The sequence below is a fragment of the uncultured Sphingomonas sp. genome, from assembly GCF_946477935.1.
Taxonomy (GTDB): domain Bacteria; phylum Pseudomonadota; class Alphaproteobacteria; order Sphingomonadales; family Sphingomonadaceae; genus Sphingomonas.
In genome coordinates this window covers 1-12,677 of the sequence record NZ_CAMLAC010000100.1, presented here as the reverse complement: position 1 = coordinate 12,677, position 12,677 = coordinate 1, and the positions used below count along the sequence as shown (strand labels likewise).

At 67.7% G+C, this 12,677-nt stretch carries 13 protein-coding genes and 1 pseudogene; 7 read left to right on the top strand and 7 right to left on the bottom strand.

Annotated elements, in window-relative coordinates; all coding sequences use genetic code 11:
- Positions 1 to 421, bottom strand: a pseudogene (locus Q0U08_RS11670) (GDSL family lipase); the annotation flags it as partial.
- Between the two features lie 113 nt (positions 422 to 534).
- On the opposite strand from Q0U08_RS11670, the gene Q0U08_RS11665 reads away from it, so the two are divergent.
- Positions 535 to 1,533 (top strand): glycosyl hydrolase, encoded by a 999-nt coding sequence (locus Q0U08_RS11665; RefSeq protein ID WP_298091582.1) that lies wholly within the window; start codon positions 535 to 537, stop codon positions 1,531 to 1,533.
- Here Q0U08_RS11665 and Q0U08_RS11660 read toward each other — a convergent pair.
- The 3 genes from Q0U08_RS11660 to Q0U08_RS11650 all read right to left on the bottom strand — a co-directional run bounded on the left by Q0U08_RS11660 (position 1,517) and on the right by Q0U08_RS11650 (position 4,080).
- Entirely contained in the window at positions 1,517 to 2,023 is a 507-nt protein-coding gene (locus Q0U08_RS11660; RefSeq protein ID WP_298091581.1) for a homogentisate 1,2-dioxygenase, read from the bottom strand. The two genes, Q0U08_RS11665 and Q0U08_RS11660, sit on opposite strands and share 17 nt — an antisense overlap.
- A gap of 81 nt (positions 2,024 to 2,104) precedes the next feature.
- Positions 2,105 to 2,875, bottom strand: coding sequence for a glutaredoxin (locus Q0U08_RS11655; protein ID WP_298091580.1), 771 nt, complete (start codon positions 2,873 to 2,875; stop codon positions 2,105 to 2,107).
- Positions 2,876 to 2,949: 74 nt separating this feature from the next.
- Entirely contained in the window at positions 2,950 to 4,080 is a 1,131-nt protein-coding gene (locus Q0U08_RS11650; RefSeq protein WP_298091579.1) for a Gfo/Idh/MocA family oxidoreductase, read from the bottom strand.
- 122 nt (positions 4,081 to 4,202) lie between these two features.
- On the opposite strand from Q0U08_RS11650, the gene Q0U08_RS11645 reads away from it, so the two are divergent.
- The 5 genes from Q0U08_RS11645 to Q0U08_RS11625 all read left to right on the top strand — a co-directional run bounded on the left by Q0U08_RS11645 (position 4,203) and on the right by Q0U08_RS11625 (position 8,433).
- Complete coding sequence (locus tag Q0U08_RS11645; RefSeq protein ID WP_298091578.1) at positions 4,203 to 4,826, top strand: TetR/AcrR family transcriptional regulator; 624 nt, start codon at positions 4,203 to 4,205, stop codon at positions 4,824 to 4,826.
- A gap of 63 nt (positions 4,827 to 4,889) precedes the next feature.
- Complete coding sequence (locus Q0U08_RS11640; protein WP_298091577.1) at positions 4,890 to 6,263, top strand: sugar porter family MFS transporter; 1,374 nt, start codon at positions 4,890 to 4,892, stop codon at positions 6,261 to 6,263.
- A gap of 206 nt (positions 6,264 to 6,469) precedes the next feature.
- Positions 6,470 to 6,907 carry a hypothetical protein gene (locus Q0U08_RS11635; protein ID WP_298091576.1) on the top strand — a complete coding sequence of 146 codons (438 nt, stop codon included), beginning with the start codon at positions 6,470 to 6,472 and terminating at the stop codon, positions 6,905 to 6,907.
- A gap of 52 nt (positions 6,908 to 6,959) precedes the next feature.
- The gene (locus Q0U08_RS11630; protein WP_298091575.1) at positions 6,960 to 7,532 is read left to right on the top strand and encodes a transcriptional regulator; all 573 of its coding nucleotides are present in this window, start codon (positions 6,960 to 6,962) and stop codon (positions 7,530 to 7,532) included.
- A 25-nt stretch (positions 7,533 to 7,557) separates the two neighbouring features.
- Positions 7,558 to 8,433, top strand: a complete 876-nt coding sequence (locus tag Q0U08_RS11625; protein WP_298091574.1) for a pirin family protein — start codon at positions 7,558 to 7,560, stop codon at positions 8,431 to 8,433.
- A 43-nt stretch (positions 8,434 to 8,476) separates the two neighbouring features.
- Here the strand turns inward: Q0U08_RS11625 and Q0U08_RS11620 are convergent, their stop codons facing one another.
- A complete protein-coding gene (locus tag Q0U08_RS11620; protein ID WP_298091573.1) occupies positions 8,477 to 10,492 on the bottom strand; it encodes a M3 family metallopeptidase in 2,016 nt (671 codons plus the stop codon).
- A gap of 9 nt (positions 10,493 to 10,501) precedes the next feature.
- Entirely contained in the window at positions 10,502 to 11,635 is a 1,134-nt protein-coding gene (locus tag Q0U08_RS11615) for a PLP-dependent cysteine synthase family protein (protein WP_298091572.1), read from the bottom strand.
- A gap of 84 nt (positions 11,636 to 11,719) precedes the next feature.
- Between Q0U08_RS11615 and Q0U08_RS11610 the strand changes: the two genes are divergently transcribed.
- Complete coding sequence (locus tag Q0U08_RS11610; RefSeq protein ID WP_298091571.1) at positions 11,720 to 12,196, top strand: Lrp/AsnC family transcriptional regulator; 477 nt, start codon at positions 11,720 to 11,722, stop codon at positions 12,194 to 12,196.
- Positions 12,197 to 12,200: 4 nt separating this feature from the next.
- Here Q0U08_RS11610 and Q0U08_RS11605 read toward each other — a convergent pair whose 3' ends face one another.
- Positions 12,201 to 12,371, bottom strand: coding sequence for a hypothetical protein (locus Q0U08_RS11605; RefSeq protein WP_298091570.1), 171 nt, complete (start codon positions 12,369 to 12,371; stop codon positions 12,201 to 12,203).
- Positions 12,372 to 12,677 lie beyond the last annotated feature (306 nt).

Below are 12,677 nucleotides of genomic sequence, written 5' to 3'. Positions count from 1 at the left end.
CGATGGTACCGTCCGGCGCGAAGATGCCGCCAAAGGCGGTCGGCTCCGCCTGGCTTTCGCTGACCACGTCGATGCGCAATCGGTGCTCGCCCGGGGTCAGCCCGGTGATGCGGTAGAGGCCGGGCCGGGGCTCGACCAGCGACGTGGGCGCGCCGTCATCGACGCGTGCGGTGAGATGGACACGACCCTTGCCGACGGCGAAGGCGATGGCGGGGCCGCGAAAGACGCTCTCGAAATAGGTGCCGGGCCATTGGCGGAGCAACTCGGCGCCGTCCTGCACTGTTCGACCGCCGACCTGCATCGGCAGGGCGCGCAAGGTCGCGGCGCTATCGTCCGTTCGGATGATGGTCAGCGATGGTGCCTGCGCCGGTGCGGATGCCGCGACAAAGACCAGCCCAACCGCCAACATCATCGTCCGCATCATGATCTCCCAAATAAGACAATTTGCTTTATTGCCTGGATGCGGCAAGCATAGCGTCTCGGCACAGGAAGACCATGACAATGCTTAGAGAGGATGGGCTCGAACGGAACGGGATGAGCCGGCGCGCAGCGTTGGTGGGGGCGGCAGCGCTTGGCCTGACGGGCGGGCAGGTCTTGGCGCAGGCGCCGGGCCGGTCGCTGAGCAACCCGGCGGCCTCGAGCGAGGCACGGGCGCTCTATGGCTGGCTATGGTCGATCTATGGCCAGAAGACGCTGACCGGACAGCAGGAGCAGAACTTCAAATCGGCCGGGGCGGGGCTGGAACTGAACCATATCCGACGCGTGACCGGCAAGGCGCCGGCGCTGCTGGGGTTCGATTATATGGACCCGGAGGATCAGGCGGCGACCAATGCGCGCGCGCTGGCCTGGCACAAGGCAGGTGGGATCGTGACGATCTGCTGGCATTGGGGGGCGCCCGATATCGGCACGGGATATGACAACTCGAAAAAGGCGTTCGATGTCGGCCAGGCGCTGATCGCGGGCACGCCGCAGAACAAGGCGATGATGGCCCAGATGGCGGGTGTCGCCGATCTGCTGACGCAGTTGCGCGATGCGCGTGTGCCGGTGCTGTGGCGGCCGTTCCATGAGTTCAGCGGCACCTGGTTCTGGTGGGGGCAGCATGGGCCGGATGCGTTCAAGGCGCTGTGGCGGCTGATGTTCCGGTATTTCACCAGCGAGCGGAAGCTGGACAATCTGATCTGGGTGCTGGGCTGGGCCGGGCAGATTGTGGATGCCGCCTATTATCCGGGACGCGACTGTGTCGATGTGGCGGGGGCGGACATCTATGCCGACGATCATGGCAATCTGGCGCCAATGTTCGGACAGGTGAAGGCGATCGTCGGCACAACCGTGCCGATCTGCCTGCACGAAAACGGCCCGGTGCCGGACCCGGCGACGCTGGGGCCACAGGCCGATTGGCTGTGGTTCATGACGTGGCACACGCGCTGGCTGACCGATCCGGCGCAGAACCCGCCCGCACTGCTGCGCGACTATTACCGGTCGACGCGCTATCTGACCAGGGACGAGTTGCCCGCGGTCAGGCCGTGGGCGTGACCATCAGGGTGAGGCTGGACCCTTCGTGCCCGGCGACCTGCAGGAGATAGCGGCCGGCGCGCAGATCGAAATCCACCATCTTGCGGATGCCCGAGCAGGCCGGGCCATGGCCGTGCGCAACCGCGGTGGCGGCGCGGCCGGCAGCGACGACATCCACCCAGGCGGGGGCGTCGAGCGCGACGCGGTAGCGGCCGGGGCGGGTGATGGAGAAGGCGAACAGCCCGCCCTGCGCGGCCGGCGAAGATGCTTTTGGCGGTGGCGGCACGGTGAAGGCGAGTTCGGCAAACGGATGCAGCGCTGCGCGCACCGACGTCCCGATCGGGAGCATGGCGCGTGACACGCCACGGGTGTTTTGTGCGGCCGCGACCGGCGCGCTCTGTCGCCAGCCGGACAGCATGGCGGGCAACGGCGCGGGCGACGTGGGGCAGGGCGCAGGCGCCGCCGCCTGCGCGGCCGCGAGCGCCGCGGCATGGGCCAGCATTGCGAGCATCCGTTCCTCCAAAATTCCGGCGGTATCGCGGCGGCTATATTACGGCCGGGGCGGATCGAACAGGCCGGCCGGACAAGCCGTTCAATTCATGGAAGGAACGCCCAAATATGCCAGCGTCATCCCCAGCGCCATCGCCACCATCATGACGTTTTCGGTGAGCGACACGAAGCCCAGCGGCACGTTGCCGCTGCCGCCGACACAGGCACATTTGAGTTCGCGGCGCTCGACATAGACCGCCTGGAATACCGAGACGGCGCCGATGCCGCCGATCACGAGGGCAACGGGGATCGAGACGACCGGCAGCAACCCGGCGAGCATCAGCGCGCCCGCGCCCAGTTCCAGAAACGGATAGGCATGGGCATAGGGCAGATAGCGGCGTGCGAGCAGGTCGTAGCCGATGAACATGGTCGCGAACCGCTCGATATCCTGAAGCTTCAGCATGGCGAGAAGCATCATCGACACCGCGATGAACCGGCCGGCACCGGTCAATCCGATCAGCGGCGTACCGGTCAGCGCGTTGATCGCAAGCGCGATCAGGGCGGCGACCGCGAAGACGGCGATGACGGGGGTGTAGCTGGTCGCCTTGGGATCACGGACCTTCAGGCCGAAATGGCGGCGCAGATCGTCATAGCCGCCGATCCGCCGGCCATCGATGAAGACCTGCGGCGTCGTCTTCACGTCATGTTCGGCCTTGAACGCGTCCTGCTCGGCGCGGGTGGTCAGCCAGCGATCCTCGACGGCGAAGCCCCTGCGGCGGAGCAGGTCGAGCGCCTTGATACCGAAGGGGCATATGTGCTGCGGCATGACCATGCGGTACAGGGTGGCATTCTTCGTCCGCGGCTCGCCGGTCATCATTCGCTCCTTTTACACATGCCATATAGGAGCAAGGCCGGCGCCGCGCAGGGGCGGCGCCGGATGCGTGCCGGTCAGCGCGTCGGGCTGTCGGCGTTGACCGTCTTCGGGGGCGAGACGGGGGACAGACGCTGCTCCTGCGCGTCGGGATCGACGCGGCGGCTGCGGGCGAGGGGTTCGACGGCGACGGAACCGCCGGATTTCAGCGCCTTCACGATCGCCTCGATCACCAGAATGTCGGCCAGACCCTCCTCGCCATCGGGCTCAGGTGTACGGTCTTCCAGGATGCAGTCGGAGAAATACTTCATCTCGCCGCCGAACTGGTCGGTCGCCTTGAACACCTCGTGCGTGGTGTCCTGACCGATCGTGCGGATCTGCTCGAGCGACTTGCCGAAGGTGTAGGCAGGGTTGAGGGTGATCGATCCCTTGGTCCCGGCGATGGTCAGCGTCTCGACGCCGTTCAGATAATAGCTGACGACGAACTGCGCGAAGCGGTCGCCGGGCAGGCGCAGCGTGACGGTGATCGTGTCGTCCAGATCGCCGAAACCCGCCTCCGGATGGCGGGTGCCGACCGCGGAGACGACCTCGACCGGCTCGGCCCCGAACAGATAGCGGATCGCGTTGATCGGATAGGCGCCCATGTCGAACAGCGGACCTGCCTCGATGCCGTGGTGGGCGCGATGGTTGGCGGGGTCGAGCATCTGGCCGAAACAGGAGGTGAAGGCGAGCACGTCACCCAGCTCGCCGGCGCGGATGCGGCGGATGGCGTCCAGCGTCGCGGGCTCGAAATGGAGGCGGTAGGCGGTCATCAACTTCGCCTTGCCTGCCTTCTCCGCCGCCAGGATCGCGCGGGCCTGTTCGGCGGAGACCTCCAGCGGCTTTTCGCACAGAACATGGATCCCGGCGTTCAGTGCGGGGACGGCAAATTCTGCATGGCGCCAATTCGGGGTGCCGATATAGATCGCGTCGATCGTGCCCGACGCGATCAGCGCATCGAACTGGTCGTAGCGATAGCGTCCCTCCACGCCGTACGCGTCGCCGACCTTGGCGAGCTTTTCCGCGTCGCTGGAGACGAGCGCGGTCACCTCCGAATTGCCGGTATGCTTGACGCCGGGCAGCATCGCCGACTGGGTAATGTCGCCCAGGCCGACCATGGCGTAGCGGACCTTCTTGCCACCCAGTCCGAGTGCCGATGCGAGGCTCATGCCGATCTCCGTTTTCGTTTGCAGTCGCGACAGGAACGAACGGGGTGCGCGGCGTTCCCCCGCCCGCGGTAAAAAAGCCGATGGGTGGACTTGGCGCCGGGCAGACTTATATACCGCTCGTTATGGAAACTGTGACCGACGTGGCGGACTGCACCGTACTGAAGGGCCGGCCGCGCGAATTCTGCGTCGATGCCGCCCTGGCCAAGGCGCTGCGCGTGTTCTGGAGCAAGGGCTATGACGGGGCGTCGCTGGCCGACCTGACGGCTGCGATGGGGATTACCAAGCCCAGCCTGTATGCCGCGTTCGGCAACAAGGAAGCGTTGTTTCACAAGGCGCTGGACCTGTATGAAGCCGAGAAGATGGCCTATGTCCGTGCCGCGCTGGACCAGCCGACGGCGCGCGGCGTGGCGGAAGCGCTGCTGCGCGGGGCAGTGGACGCGCAGACCCGGTGTGATGAGCCGCATGGCTGTCTGGGCGTGATCAGCAGCGTTGCCTGCGGCGCAGAGGCGGAGTCGATCCGCGAGGCGGTGGTGGCGCGGCGGGCCTCGTCGCATCGCATGCTGCTGGAACGGTTCGAGCGCGCGCGCGAGGACGGCGACCTGCCGTCGCATATCGATCCGGAAGGATTGACCAGCCATCTGTATGCGATCCTGCAGGGCATGGCGGTGCAGGCCGGATCGGGTGCACCGCGCGAGGCGCTCGACCGTCTGGTCGAAACCAGCTTGGCGCTCTGGCCGAGCCGTTGATCCGCCACTAGAAAAGCCTGCGACGCACGGGCGGGACGCGCGTGGAAGCAGGAGTATAAGTGCATGCAGGTGGCGCCAACGACCGGCGGTTCGGCCGATGAACCATCGTTGCTGAACCCCGGACTGATCGCCTGTATCGCCACCGCCGCGTTGGCCGGCCTGCTGTTCGGGTTCGACACCGCAGTGATCTCGGGCACGACCGAGGCGATGGTGCGGACGTTCCATCTCGACCCCTTCTGGCTGGGAATCACGGTGTCGGCGGCTCTGTGGGGGACGCTGGTCGGTGCGCTGACGGCGGGGATTCCGGGCGACAGGTTCGGCAGCCGCAACACACTGCGCGTGCTGGCGGTCTTCTATGTGGTCGGCGGGCTTGGCTGTGGGCTTGCCTGGGACTGGGGATCGCTGGTGCTGTTCCGGGTGATCGCGGGACTGGCGGTCGGGGGCTCTTCGGTGCTGGCGCCCGTTTATATCTCGGAGATGGCCCCGCCCAGCAAGCGCGGCGGGCTGGTCGCGGCGTTCCAGTTCAACATCATCCTGGGCATCCTGCTGGCCTATGTGTCGAACGCGATCATCGCATCGATGGAACTGGGGCTGAGCGACTGGCGATGGAAGTTCGGGGTGAGCGCAGGGCCGGCGATCGTCTTCCTGCTGCTGCTCCTGCGCATCCCCAACAGCCCCCGCTGGCTGGTCGGGCGCGGCGCCACGCCTGAGGCGCGCGAGGCGCTGGGGCGGATCGGGATGACCCCGGCGCAGGTGGACCGCGAGATCGGCGCGATCGAGCAGGCGGCGACCGCGCAGCCGGCAGGCGAGCGCCTGTCGTGGCGGCGCCATTCCAAGCCGATCATGCTCGCGATCCTGGTCGCCGGGTTCAACCAACTGTCGGGCATCAACGCGCTGCTCTATTATCTGAACGATATCTTTGCAGCGGCGGGAGGATCGCTGTCGGCGGATATGCAGGCGGTGATCATCGGGCTGGTCAATGCACTGTTCACGGTGGTGGGCATGTTGCTGATCGACCGGCTGGGGCGGCGGACGCTGCTGCTGATCGGGTCGGCGGGAATGGCGGCGTGCCTGAGCGTGGCGGGGCTGGCGATGGGCGGGATGTTGCCGGCGCATCTGGTGCTGTGGGCGCTGATCGGCTTCATCGCCTTCTTTGCGCCGAGCACGGGCGCGGTCATCTGGGTCTATATCAGCGAGGTGTTTCCGACCGGCGTGCGCGGGCGCGGCAGTGCGGTTGGGGCCTCGACGCATTGGGGGCTGGACGCGGTGATCGCCGCGGGTTTCCCGGTGGTGGCGGCGATGTCGGCGAGCCTGCCCTTCCTGTTCTTCGCCGCGATGATGGCGCTGCAATTCGTCGTGGTGCTGGTCTATTTCCCCGAGACCAAGGGGGTGCCGCTGGAGGAGATGGAGCGGAAGCTGGGCATCGGCGCGGCCTGACGCGCGTGCCCTTTCCAACAAAAATACCGCGCGGTACAGAAAGCCGTTGACGGTCCGGCCAGCCGCTTATATACCGGCTGGTATAGAAGGTGGTCGCAGCGCAATGCAGCCGATCACCTTGGGATTTCGATCAACGGCTGGCGTGACGGACGCCGCCGGGCTGCGGCCCGGCGGGTGCGGCCGGCCATGTGCAGGGAGTGATGGGCATGGCATATCTCGGCTTTTCCGAACTGGGTGGCCCGGCAATGGCACGGGCCGCGGTGACACGGCCGGTCGCGGAGCCGACACCGGCACCGCGTGCGGCGAGCCTGTCGGCGCTGGAGTGGCAGGTGGTGGCGCTGGCGCAGAAGGACCGGATCGCGACGCTGCGGTCCCCCGGCCGGCTGGCGATGGCGATGGGCGCGCTGTTCGGTGAGCGGCACAATCCGCGGCTGGCGGACCCGAAACTGGAGGCGCTGCGCCGGATGGCGGTGCTGAGCTGGCACCATGGCTATACGGTGGCGCCGCATGAAGTGCGCCGCTTCCTGGCGGCGGGCTACTCGGCCGATCAGTATGAGCTGATGGTGGACAGCATCAACGCCGGGCGTACCGCGCGCGGTGCGAATACCGGGCTGGTTATCGCGGAGGTTGCGGCCGCGGCCTGATGCGGCGCCGGATGGCGGGCTCCAAATCGCTGTGCGATGCGTTGGGCCTGCCATGTTGGTGTTTCTGGATTTCGAGGCATCCTCGCTCGGCAAACACGGCTATCCGATCGAGGTGGGCTGGGTGTTTGAGGATGGTGACAGCGAGGCGCATCTGATCCGGCCCGCCCCCGGCTGGGACGACTGGGATAGCGAGGCGGAGGCGATCCACCATATTTCCCGCTCGATGCTTGCGGCCGAAGGTACGGCGCACGAGGTCGTCGCGCAGCGGATGGTAGCGGTGCTGGCCGGGCATGACCTGCTGGCAAGCGCCCCGTCCTGGGATGGCAAATGGTTGAGCGGGTTGCTGCGCGCCGCCGGGCTGCCGCGGCATACGCTGCGCCTGCGCGATACCGAGGAGGCGCAAGGGGACACTGCCCGTGCCATCCTAGCCCCGCTGCTGGAACCGCCGGCACTCGACCAGGCGGTGGAGGACGTGCTGACACTCGTCGAGGTGCGTCGCAAAGGCCCGCCGCGCCACCGGGCGTTGGCGGATGCAGAGGATGAACACGCGCGCTGGTGCATGGTGCGCGATGCGGCCGAGGCGCGGGCGGAGGACTTGCGCGCGGCACGATCGGCAGCGCAGTAGCGTTTCCGCCAAGGAGTTCCCGCAGATGACCCGACCCCGATCGCTGACCACCACCCATGCCGCCATGCGCGACGATATCGGCGACCTGGTCACGCGGCGGCCGGTGCCGGGACCGGGGTTGGCGCAGGTCGATCCCTTCCTGTTTCTCAACCATCACGGACCGCAGGTGTACGGCCCGAACAATGCCGGCCTGCCGTTCGGGCCGCATCCGCATCGCGGGTTCGAGACGGTGACCTTCATCCTGTCGGGCAGCCTGGCGCATCACGACACCGGCGGGCACCAGAGCGTGATCGCGGCGGGCGGGGTGCAGTGGATGACGGCGGGATCCGGACTGATCCATGCCGAAGTGTCACCACCCGACTTCAAGCGCGATGGCGGGGCGCTGGAAATCCTGCAGCTTTGGGTAAACCTGCCGTCACGGCTGAAGATGACGGCCCCGCGCTACACCGGGCTGCAGGCGGAGGCCATTCCGGTGCTGGCAGAAGCGGGCGGGCATGTGGAACTGGTATCAGGCGCGTTCGGGGCGGCCGAGGGGCCGATCCGGTCGCTGACGGGCGTGATGCTGGCAGTGGTGCGGCTGGCGCCGGGCGCGGCGATCACGCTGCCGGCGCCAAGGGGGCGCAGCGTGCTGTTCTACACCGTGGCGGGATCGGTCGACGTCGGTGGCAACCCGGTAGCGCCCTGGCGGTTGGCGACCTTTGCCGATGATGGCGACGTGATCGTGGTCAGCAGTGCGGACGGTGCGGTGCTGTTGTTCGGTCATGCCGATCCGATCGACGAGCCGGTGGTGGCGCACGGGCCGTTCGTGATGACAACGCGTGAGGAGATTTCCGACGCGATCCGTGATTATCAGGCCGGGCGCTTCAACGGTACGGGGCCGCTGCTGGGCGTAGGAGCCTGAGCGATCCGGGGCAGGCGCGGCGGCCTGCCCCGAACGCCCGTGTTCAGGCGGCGAGCCCGTGGTGGCGGAGCAGCGCATCCGGCTCCGGCGCGCGGCCCCGGAACGCCTGGAAGTTGTCGCTGGCACTGCGGCTGGCGCCGCGTGCGAGCACTTCGCGGCGGAAGCGTTCGCCGGCGGGCTGCCCCTCTTCGGCGAAAGCGGCAAAGGCGTCCGCCGACAACAGCTCGGCCCAGAGATAGCTGTAATAGCCAGCCGCATAACCGCCCGCAAAGATGTGCGAGAAGCCGTGCGGGAAGCGGTTCCAGGCGGGTGGCACGATCACCGCCACCTCCGATCGAACCGCGTTCAGCACCTCCATGACGCGCGCGCCCGACGCCGGATCATAATCGCGGTGGAGGCGCAGGTCGAAAGTGGCGAATTCGACCTGGCGCAGCAGGAACAGACCGGCCTGGAAACGGCGTGCGGCGAGCATCTGCGCGAACATGGCGTCGGGCAGCGGTTCGCCGGTGGCGACATGGCCGGACAGTTCGGCCAGGGTCGCACGGTCCCAGGCAAAATTCTCCATGAACTGGCTGGGGAGTTCCACCGCATCCCATTCGACGCCGGCAATGCCGCCGATCGAGGGCAGATCGACCTCGGTCAGCAGATGATGGAGGACGTGGCCGAATTCATGGAGCAGCGTCACCACGTCGCCATGCGCGAGCAGGGCCGGGCCATCGGCGGTAGCGGGCGGGAAGTTGCAGGTGAGATAGGCGACCGGGCGATGGAACCGGTCGGCGTCGCGGAAGCGGGGGCGGCACACGTCCATCCAGGCGCCGCCGCGCTTGCCGGCGCGGGCATGGAGATCGAGATAGACCCCGGCGACGACCGCACCCGTGGCGTCGATCACATCGTAGAAACGGACATCGGCGTGCCAGGTCGATACGTCGACGCGCTCTACAAGCTCCACATCGAACAGGCGGCGGATCAGTGCGCGGGTGCCCTCCATAACGCGGGGCAGCGGGAAATAGGCGCGGATCGCCTCCCGGTCGACACCGTAGCGTTCACGGCGCAGCGCCTCGGCGACGAACCCGGTGTCCCATGGCATCAGTTCGGCGATACCGAACCGCTCGGCAGCGAAACCGCGCGCCTCGGCCAGTTCGGCTTCGGCGAGCGGGCGGGCACGGCGGGCAAGATCGGCGAGAAAGGCGAGCGCCTCGTCCGCCGATTGCGTCATCTTGGTTTCCACCGAACGCGCCGCGGCATCGGAGAAGCCGAGCAGTTGTGCGGCCTCATGACGCAGCGCCATGATCCGTTCGATCCGCGGGCCGTTGTCGAAGCTGCTGTCCTCCGCTTCGTCAGAGGCGCGGGTGGCATAGGCGCGGTACAGGCGGGCGCGCAGATCGCGGTTGCGCGCATGGGTCAGCACCGCCTGCACGCTGGGTTCGCGCAGGGTGACGAGCCAGCCGTCCAGTTGCTTTTCGGCGGCATAGCCGGCGAGGATCGCCTTGGCGGTGTCCGGCAGGCCATCCAGCAGGGCCTCGTCGGTGACGTGTTCGCTCCACGCTTCGGTCGCGTCCAGTACGGCGTTGCTGAACTCGGTGGCCAACTGGTTCAACTCGACGCCGATCTGGCGATACCGGGCTTTGGCCTCGTCCTCCAGCGCGACGCCGGCCAGACGGAAATCGCGCAGCGCCAGTTCGACCGCGCGCTCGGCCGCGGGAGACTGGCCGGTCGTATCGACGAGCGCATAGGCGGCGTGCAGGCGGGCATCCTGCGCGGCCTCCATCCCGTATTCGGCCAGCATCGCCTGTGCCTTGGCATAGGCGGCGCGGTATTCGGGGGTGTCGGCGACCGCATGGAGATGCCCGGCCGGCGACCAGCCGCGCGCGAGTGCGAAGCCTGCCCGCTCGCTGGCAAGCACGACGCCATCGAAATCACGGATGTTGGAGCTTGCGATCGCATCGGCGGCGGCGCGGCCCTGTTCGATCAGCGTGTTGACGGCGGGTACGAGATGTTCGGGGCGGATCGCGGCGAAATCGGGCAGGTCGTGGTCGGCGAGCAGGGGATTGGGGTACATGAACGCTCCTCAGGGTCGCCGCAACAGGGCGGTACGCAGCGTCATTTCGGCAGTCTCGACCGCGGAGGCAAGGCCCTGTCGCTCGAGCCAGTCGGGATCCTGATGGCATTCGACGTAGCGATCGCCGGCATCGCACAGGATGGTCGCGATCGAACCCGCTTGCCCGGCGGCGTGCATCTGGGTGGCGAGAAGGGCGGCGGCGACGACGTTAAGGCCGGTGGAAGGGCCGACGCGGCGGCCGAGCAGATCGCCCGCGACCCGCATGCCCGCGATGGAGACGGCATCGGGCAGCTTCATCATCCGGTCGACGGTGCCGGGCAGGAAGGAGGGTTCGACGCGGGGGCGGCCGACCCCTTCGATCCGCGACGGGCGGTCGGCGGTGGCGTGCGGATCGGCGTCGCGATACCCCTCGAAAAAGGCGCTGTGTTCGACATCGGCGACGCAGAGCCGGGTGGCGAGACCCCGGTAGCGCAGGTGGCGGCCGATGGTGGCGGCGGTGCCGCCGGTGCCGGCACCCGCGACGATCCAGGCGGGAAGGGGATGGGGCTCGCCCGCCATCTGCTGCAGGATGGCCGAGCCGATATTGTCGCAGCGCCAGTCGGTCGCCCGCGCGGCGTTGGTGAACTGATCGAGATAGACGCCGCCCTGCGCGTCGGCGAGTGCCGCAGCCTCGGCATACAGCGCATGGGGCGGGACGAGATGGCAGATCCCGCCCTGCGCCTCGATCGCACGGACCTTCGTGGCCGAGGTGCCGACCGGCATCACCGCATGAAAGGGAAGACCCAGCAAACGGGCGAAATATGCCTCCGACACCGCGGTCGAGCCCGACGACGCCTCGACCAGCGGGGTGCCGCGCCGGATGACGCCCGCCACCAGGCCCGCGATAAAGAGCGAGCGGGCGAGGCGATGCTTGAGGCTGCCCGTGGGGTGGGCGGACTCGTCCTTGAGATACAGATCGATGCCCGGTGTGGCGGGGAGATGCAGCGTGAGCAGCGGCGTTTCCGGGCAGCGGCGGCGATCGCGATCGATGATGGCGAGTGCGGCATCGACAAAGCCGCGATCATCGGCACGTTCGGTGGCAATGACGCCCAGCGTTTCAGCCAGCGGGCAGGAGGGGGGCAGCGCGGTGAGGGGCATCAGCATGTGCCGGACTGTACTTCAATCGCGTTGCAAAAACCTCCCAAACTTCACTGGCTGAATGCTGATGCTTGGGATAGATTTACCGTCATGGCCGGCAATCTGGACAAAATCGACTTCGCTATCCTGGATGAAGCGCAGCGTGACGCGACGCTGTCGGTGGCGGAGGTCGCCAGCCGGGTACACCTGTCGCACAATGCCTGCTGGCGGCGAATCAGGCGGCTGGAGGATGAAGGTTATATCCGGGCGCGCGTCGCGCTGCTGGACCCGGCCAAGCTGGATGCGGGCATGACCGTGTTCGTCAGCGTGCGCACGGCGGAACACTCGGCGGCGTGGCTGGCGGAGTTTTCCGCCGTGGTTCGCGATCTGCCGGAAGTGGTCGAGTTCTACCGGATGGCGGGCGAGACCGATTACCTGATCAAGATACGGGTGGCGGACATCCAGGCCTATGACCGGGCGTACAAGCGGTTGATCGAGCGGGTGCGGCTGACCGATGTCAGCGCGGCGTTCGCGATGGAGGAGATCAAGTGCAGCACCGCCATCCCGCTGCCGGGGCGGGACGGGTAGGCGGCTACCAGCCGGGCGGGAGCAGCCGGGCAAAGATGCCGAACTGGCGCGCACGCGCCTCGCGCCGCTGCCATTCCGCCGTTGCACGCGCGGCGCGGGCGTGCAGCGCCGCCAGTCGCGCGTCGCCGTGCAGATCGGAGAGGCGAATGGGCAAAGACTGATGCCTCACGGGCATGGCGACCCCTTCCTGCATGATGTTGGTCCCTGACAGATAATCGGTAGCTGTATGCTTTCGATCGGGAATTTCGGCGCACGGAGATATCGGAAGGAGTGTTCCGGGGGCAGAGGTATGACCGCCGTGCTGACGATTGGGCCGGACCGCAAACAGCGTAGGATGGGGCGACGGGGCGATCGGCTGCCCCGTGCCGCATGGCCCGACAGAGGCAGCGCGGGCCGCCAAGGCTACCTTCCGAAACGCGCACGGCGGCGGCCCCGACCCACCCCCGGCGGCCCGCGCTGCCTCTGTCGGGCCATGCGGCAC

Bases quoted from the DNA above. Each gene is read 5' to 3' on its own strand.
- Q0U08_RS11665 (WP_298091582.1), top strand. From the start codon at position 535: ATGAGCCGGCGCGCAGCGTTGGTGGGGGCGGCAGCGCTTGGCCTGACG.
- Q0U08_RS11620 (WP_298091573.1), bottom strand. From the start codon at position 10,492: ATGTACCCCAATCCCCTGCTCGCCGACCACGACCTGCCCGATTTCGCC.
- Q0U08_RS11640 (WP_298091577.1), top strand. From the start codon at position 4,890: ATGCAGGTGGCGCCAACGACCGGCGGTTCGGCCGATGAACCATCGTTG.
- Q0U08_RS11610 (WP_298091571.1), top strand. From the start codon at position 11,720: ATGGCCGGCAATCTGGACAAAATCGACTTCGCTATCCTGGATGAAGCG.
- Q0U08_RS11660 (WP_298091581.1), bottom strand. From the start codon at position 2,023: ATGCTCGCAATGCTGGCCCATGCCGCGGCGCTCGCGGCCGCGCAGGCG.
- Q0U08_RS11655 (WP_298091580.1), bottom strand. From the start codon at position 2,875: ATGACCGGCGAGCCGCGGACGAAGAATGCCACCCTGTACCGCATGGTC.
- Q0U08_RS11650 (WP_298091579.1), bottom strand. From the start codon at position 4,080: ATGAGCCTCGCATCGGCACTCGGACTGGGTGGCAAGAAGGTCCGCTAC.
- Q0U08_RS11605 (WP_298091570.1), bottom strand. From the start codon at position 12,371: ATGCCCGTGAGGCATCAGTCTTTGCCCATTCGCCTCTCCGATCTGCAC.
- Q0U08_RS11625 (WP_298091574.1), top strand. From the start codon at position 7,558: ATGACCCGACCCCGATCGCTGACCACCACCCATGCCGCCATGCGCGAC.
- Q0U08_RS11635 (WP_298091576.1), top strand. From the start codon at position 6,470: ATGGCATATCTCGGCTTTTCCGAACTGGGTGGCCCGGCAATGGCACGG.
- Q0U08_RS11645 (WP_298091578.1), top strand. From the start codon at position 4,203: ATGGAAACTGTGACCGACGTGGCGGACTGCACCGTACTGAAGGGCCGG.
- Q0U08_RS11630 (WP_298091575.1), top strand. From the start codon at position 6,960: ATGTTGGTGTTTCTGGATTTCGAGGCATCCTCGCTCGGCAAACACGGC.
- Q0U08_RS11615 (WP_298091572.1), bottom strand. From the start codon at position 11,635: ATGCTGATGCCCCTCACCGCGCTGCCCCCCTCCTGCCCGCTGGCTGAA.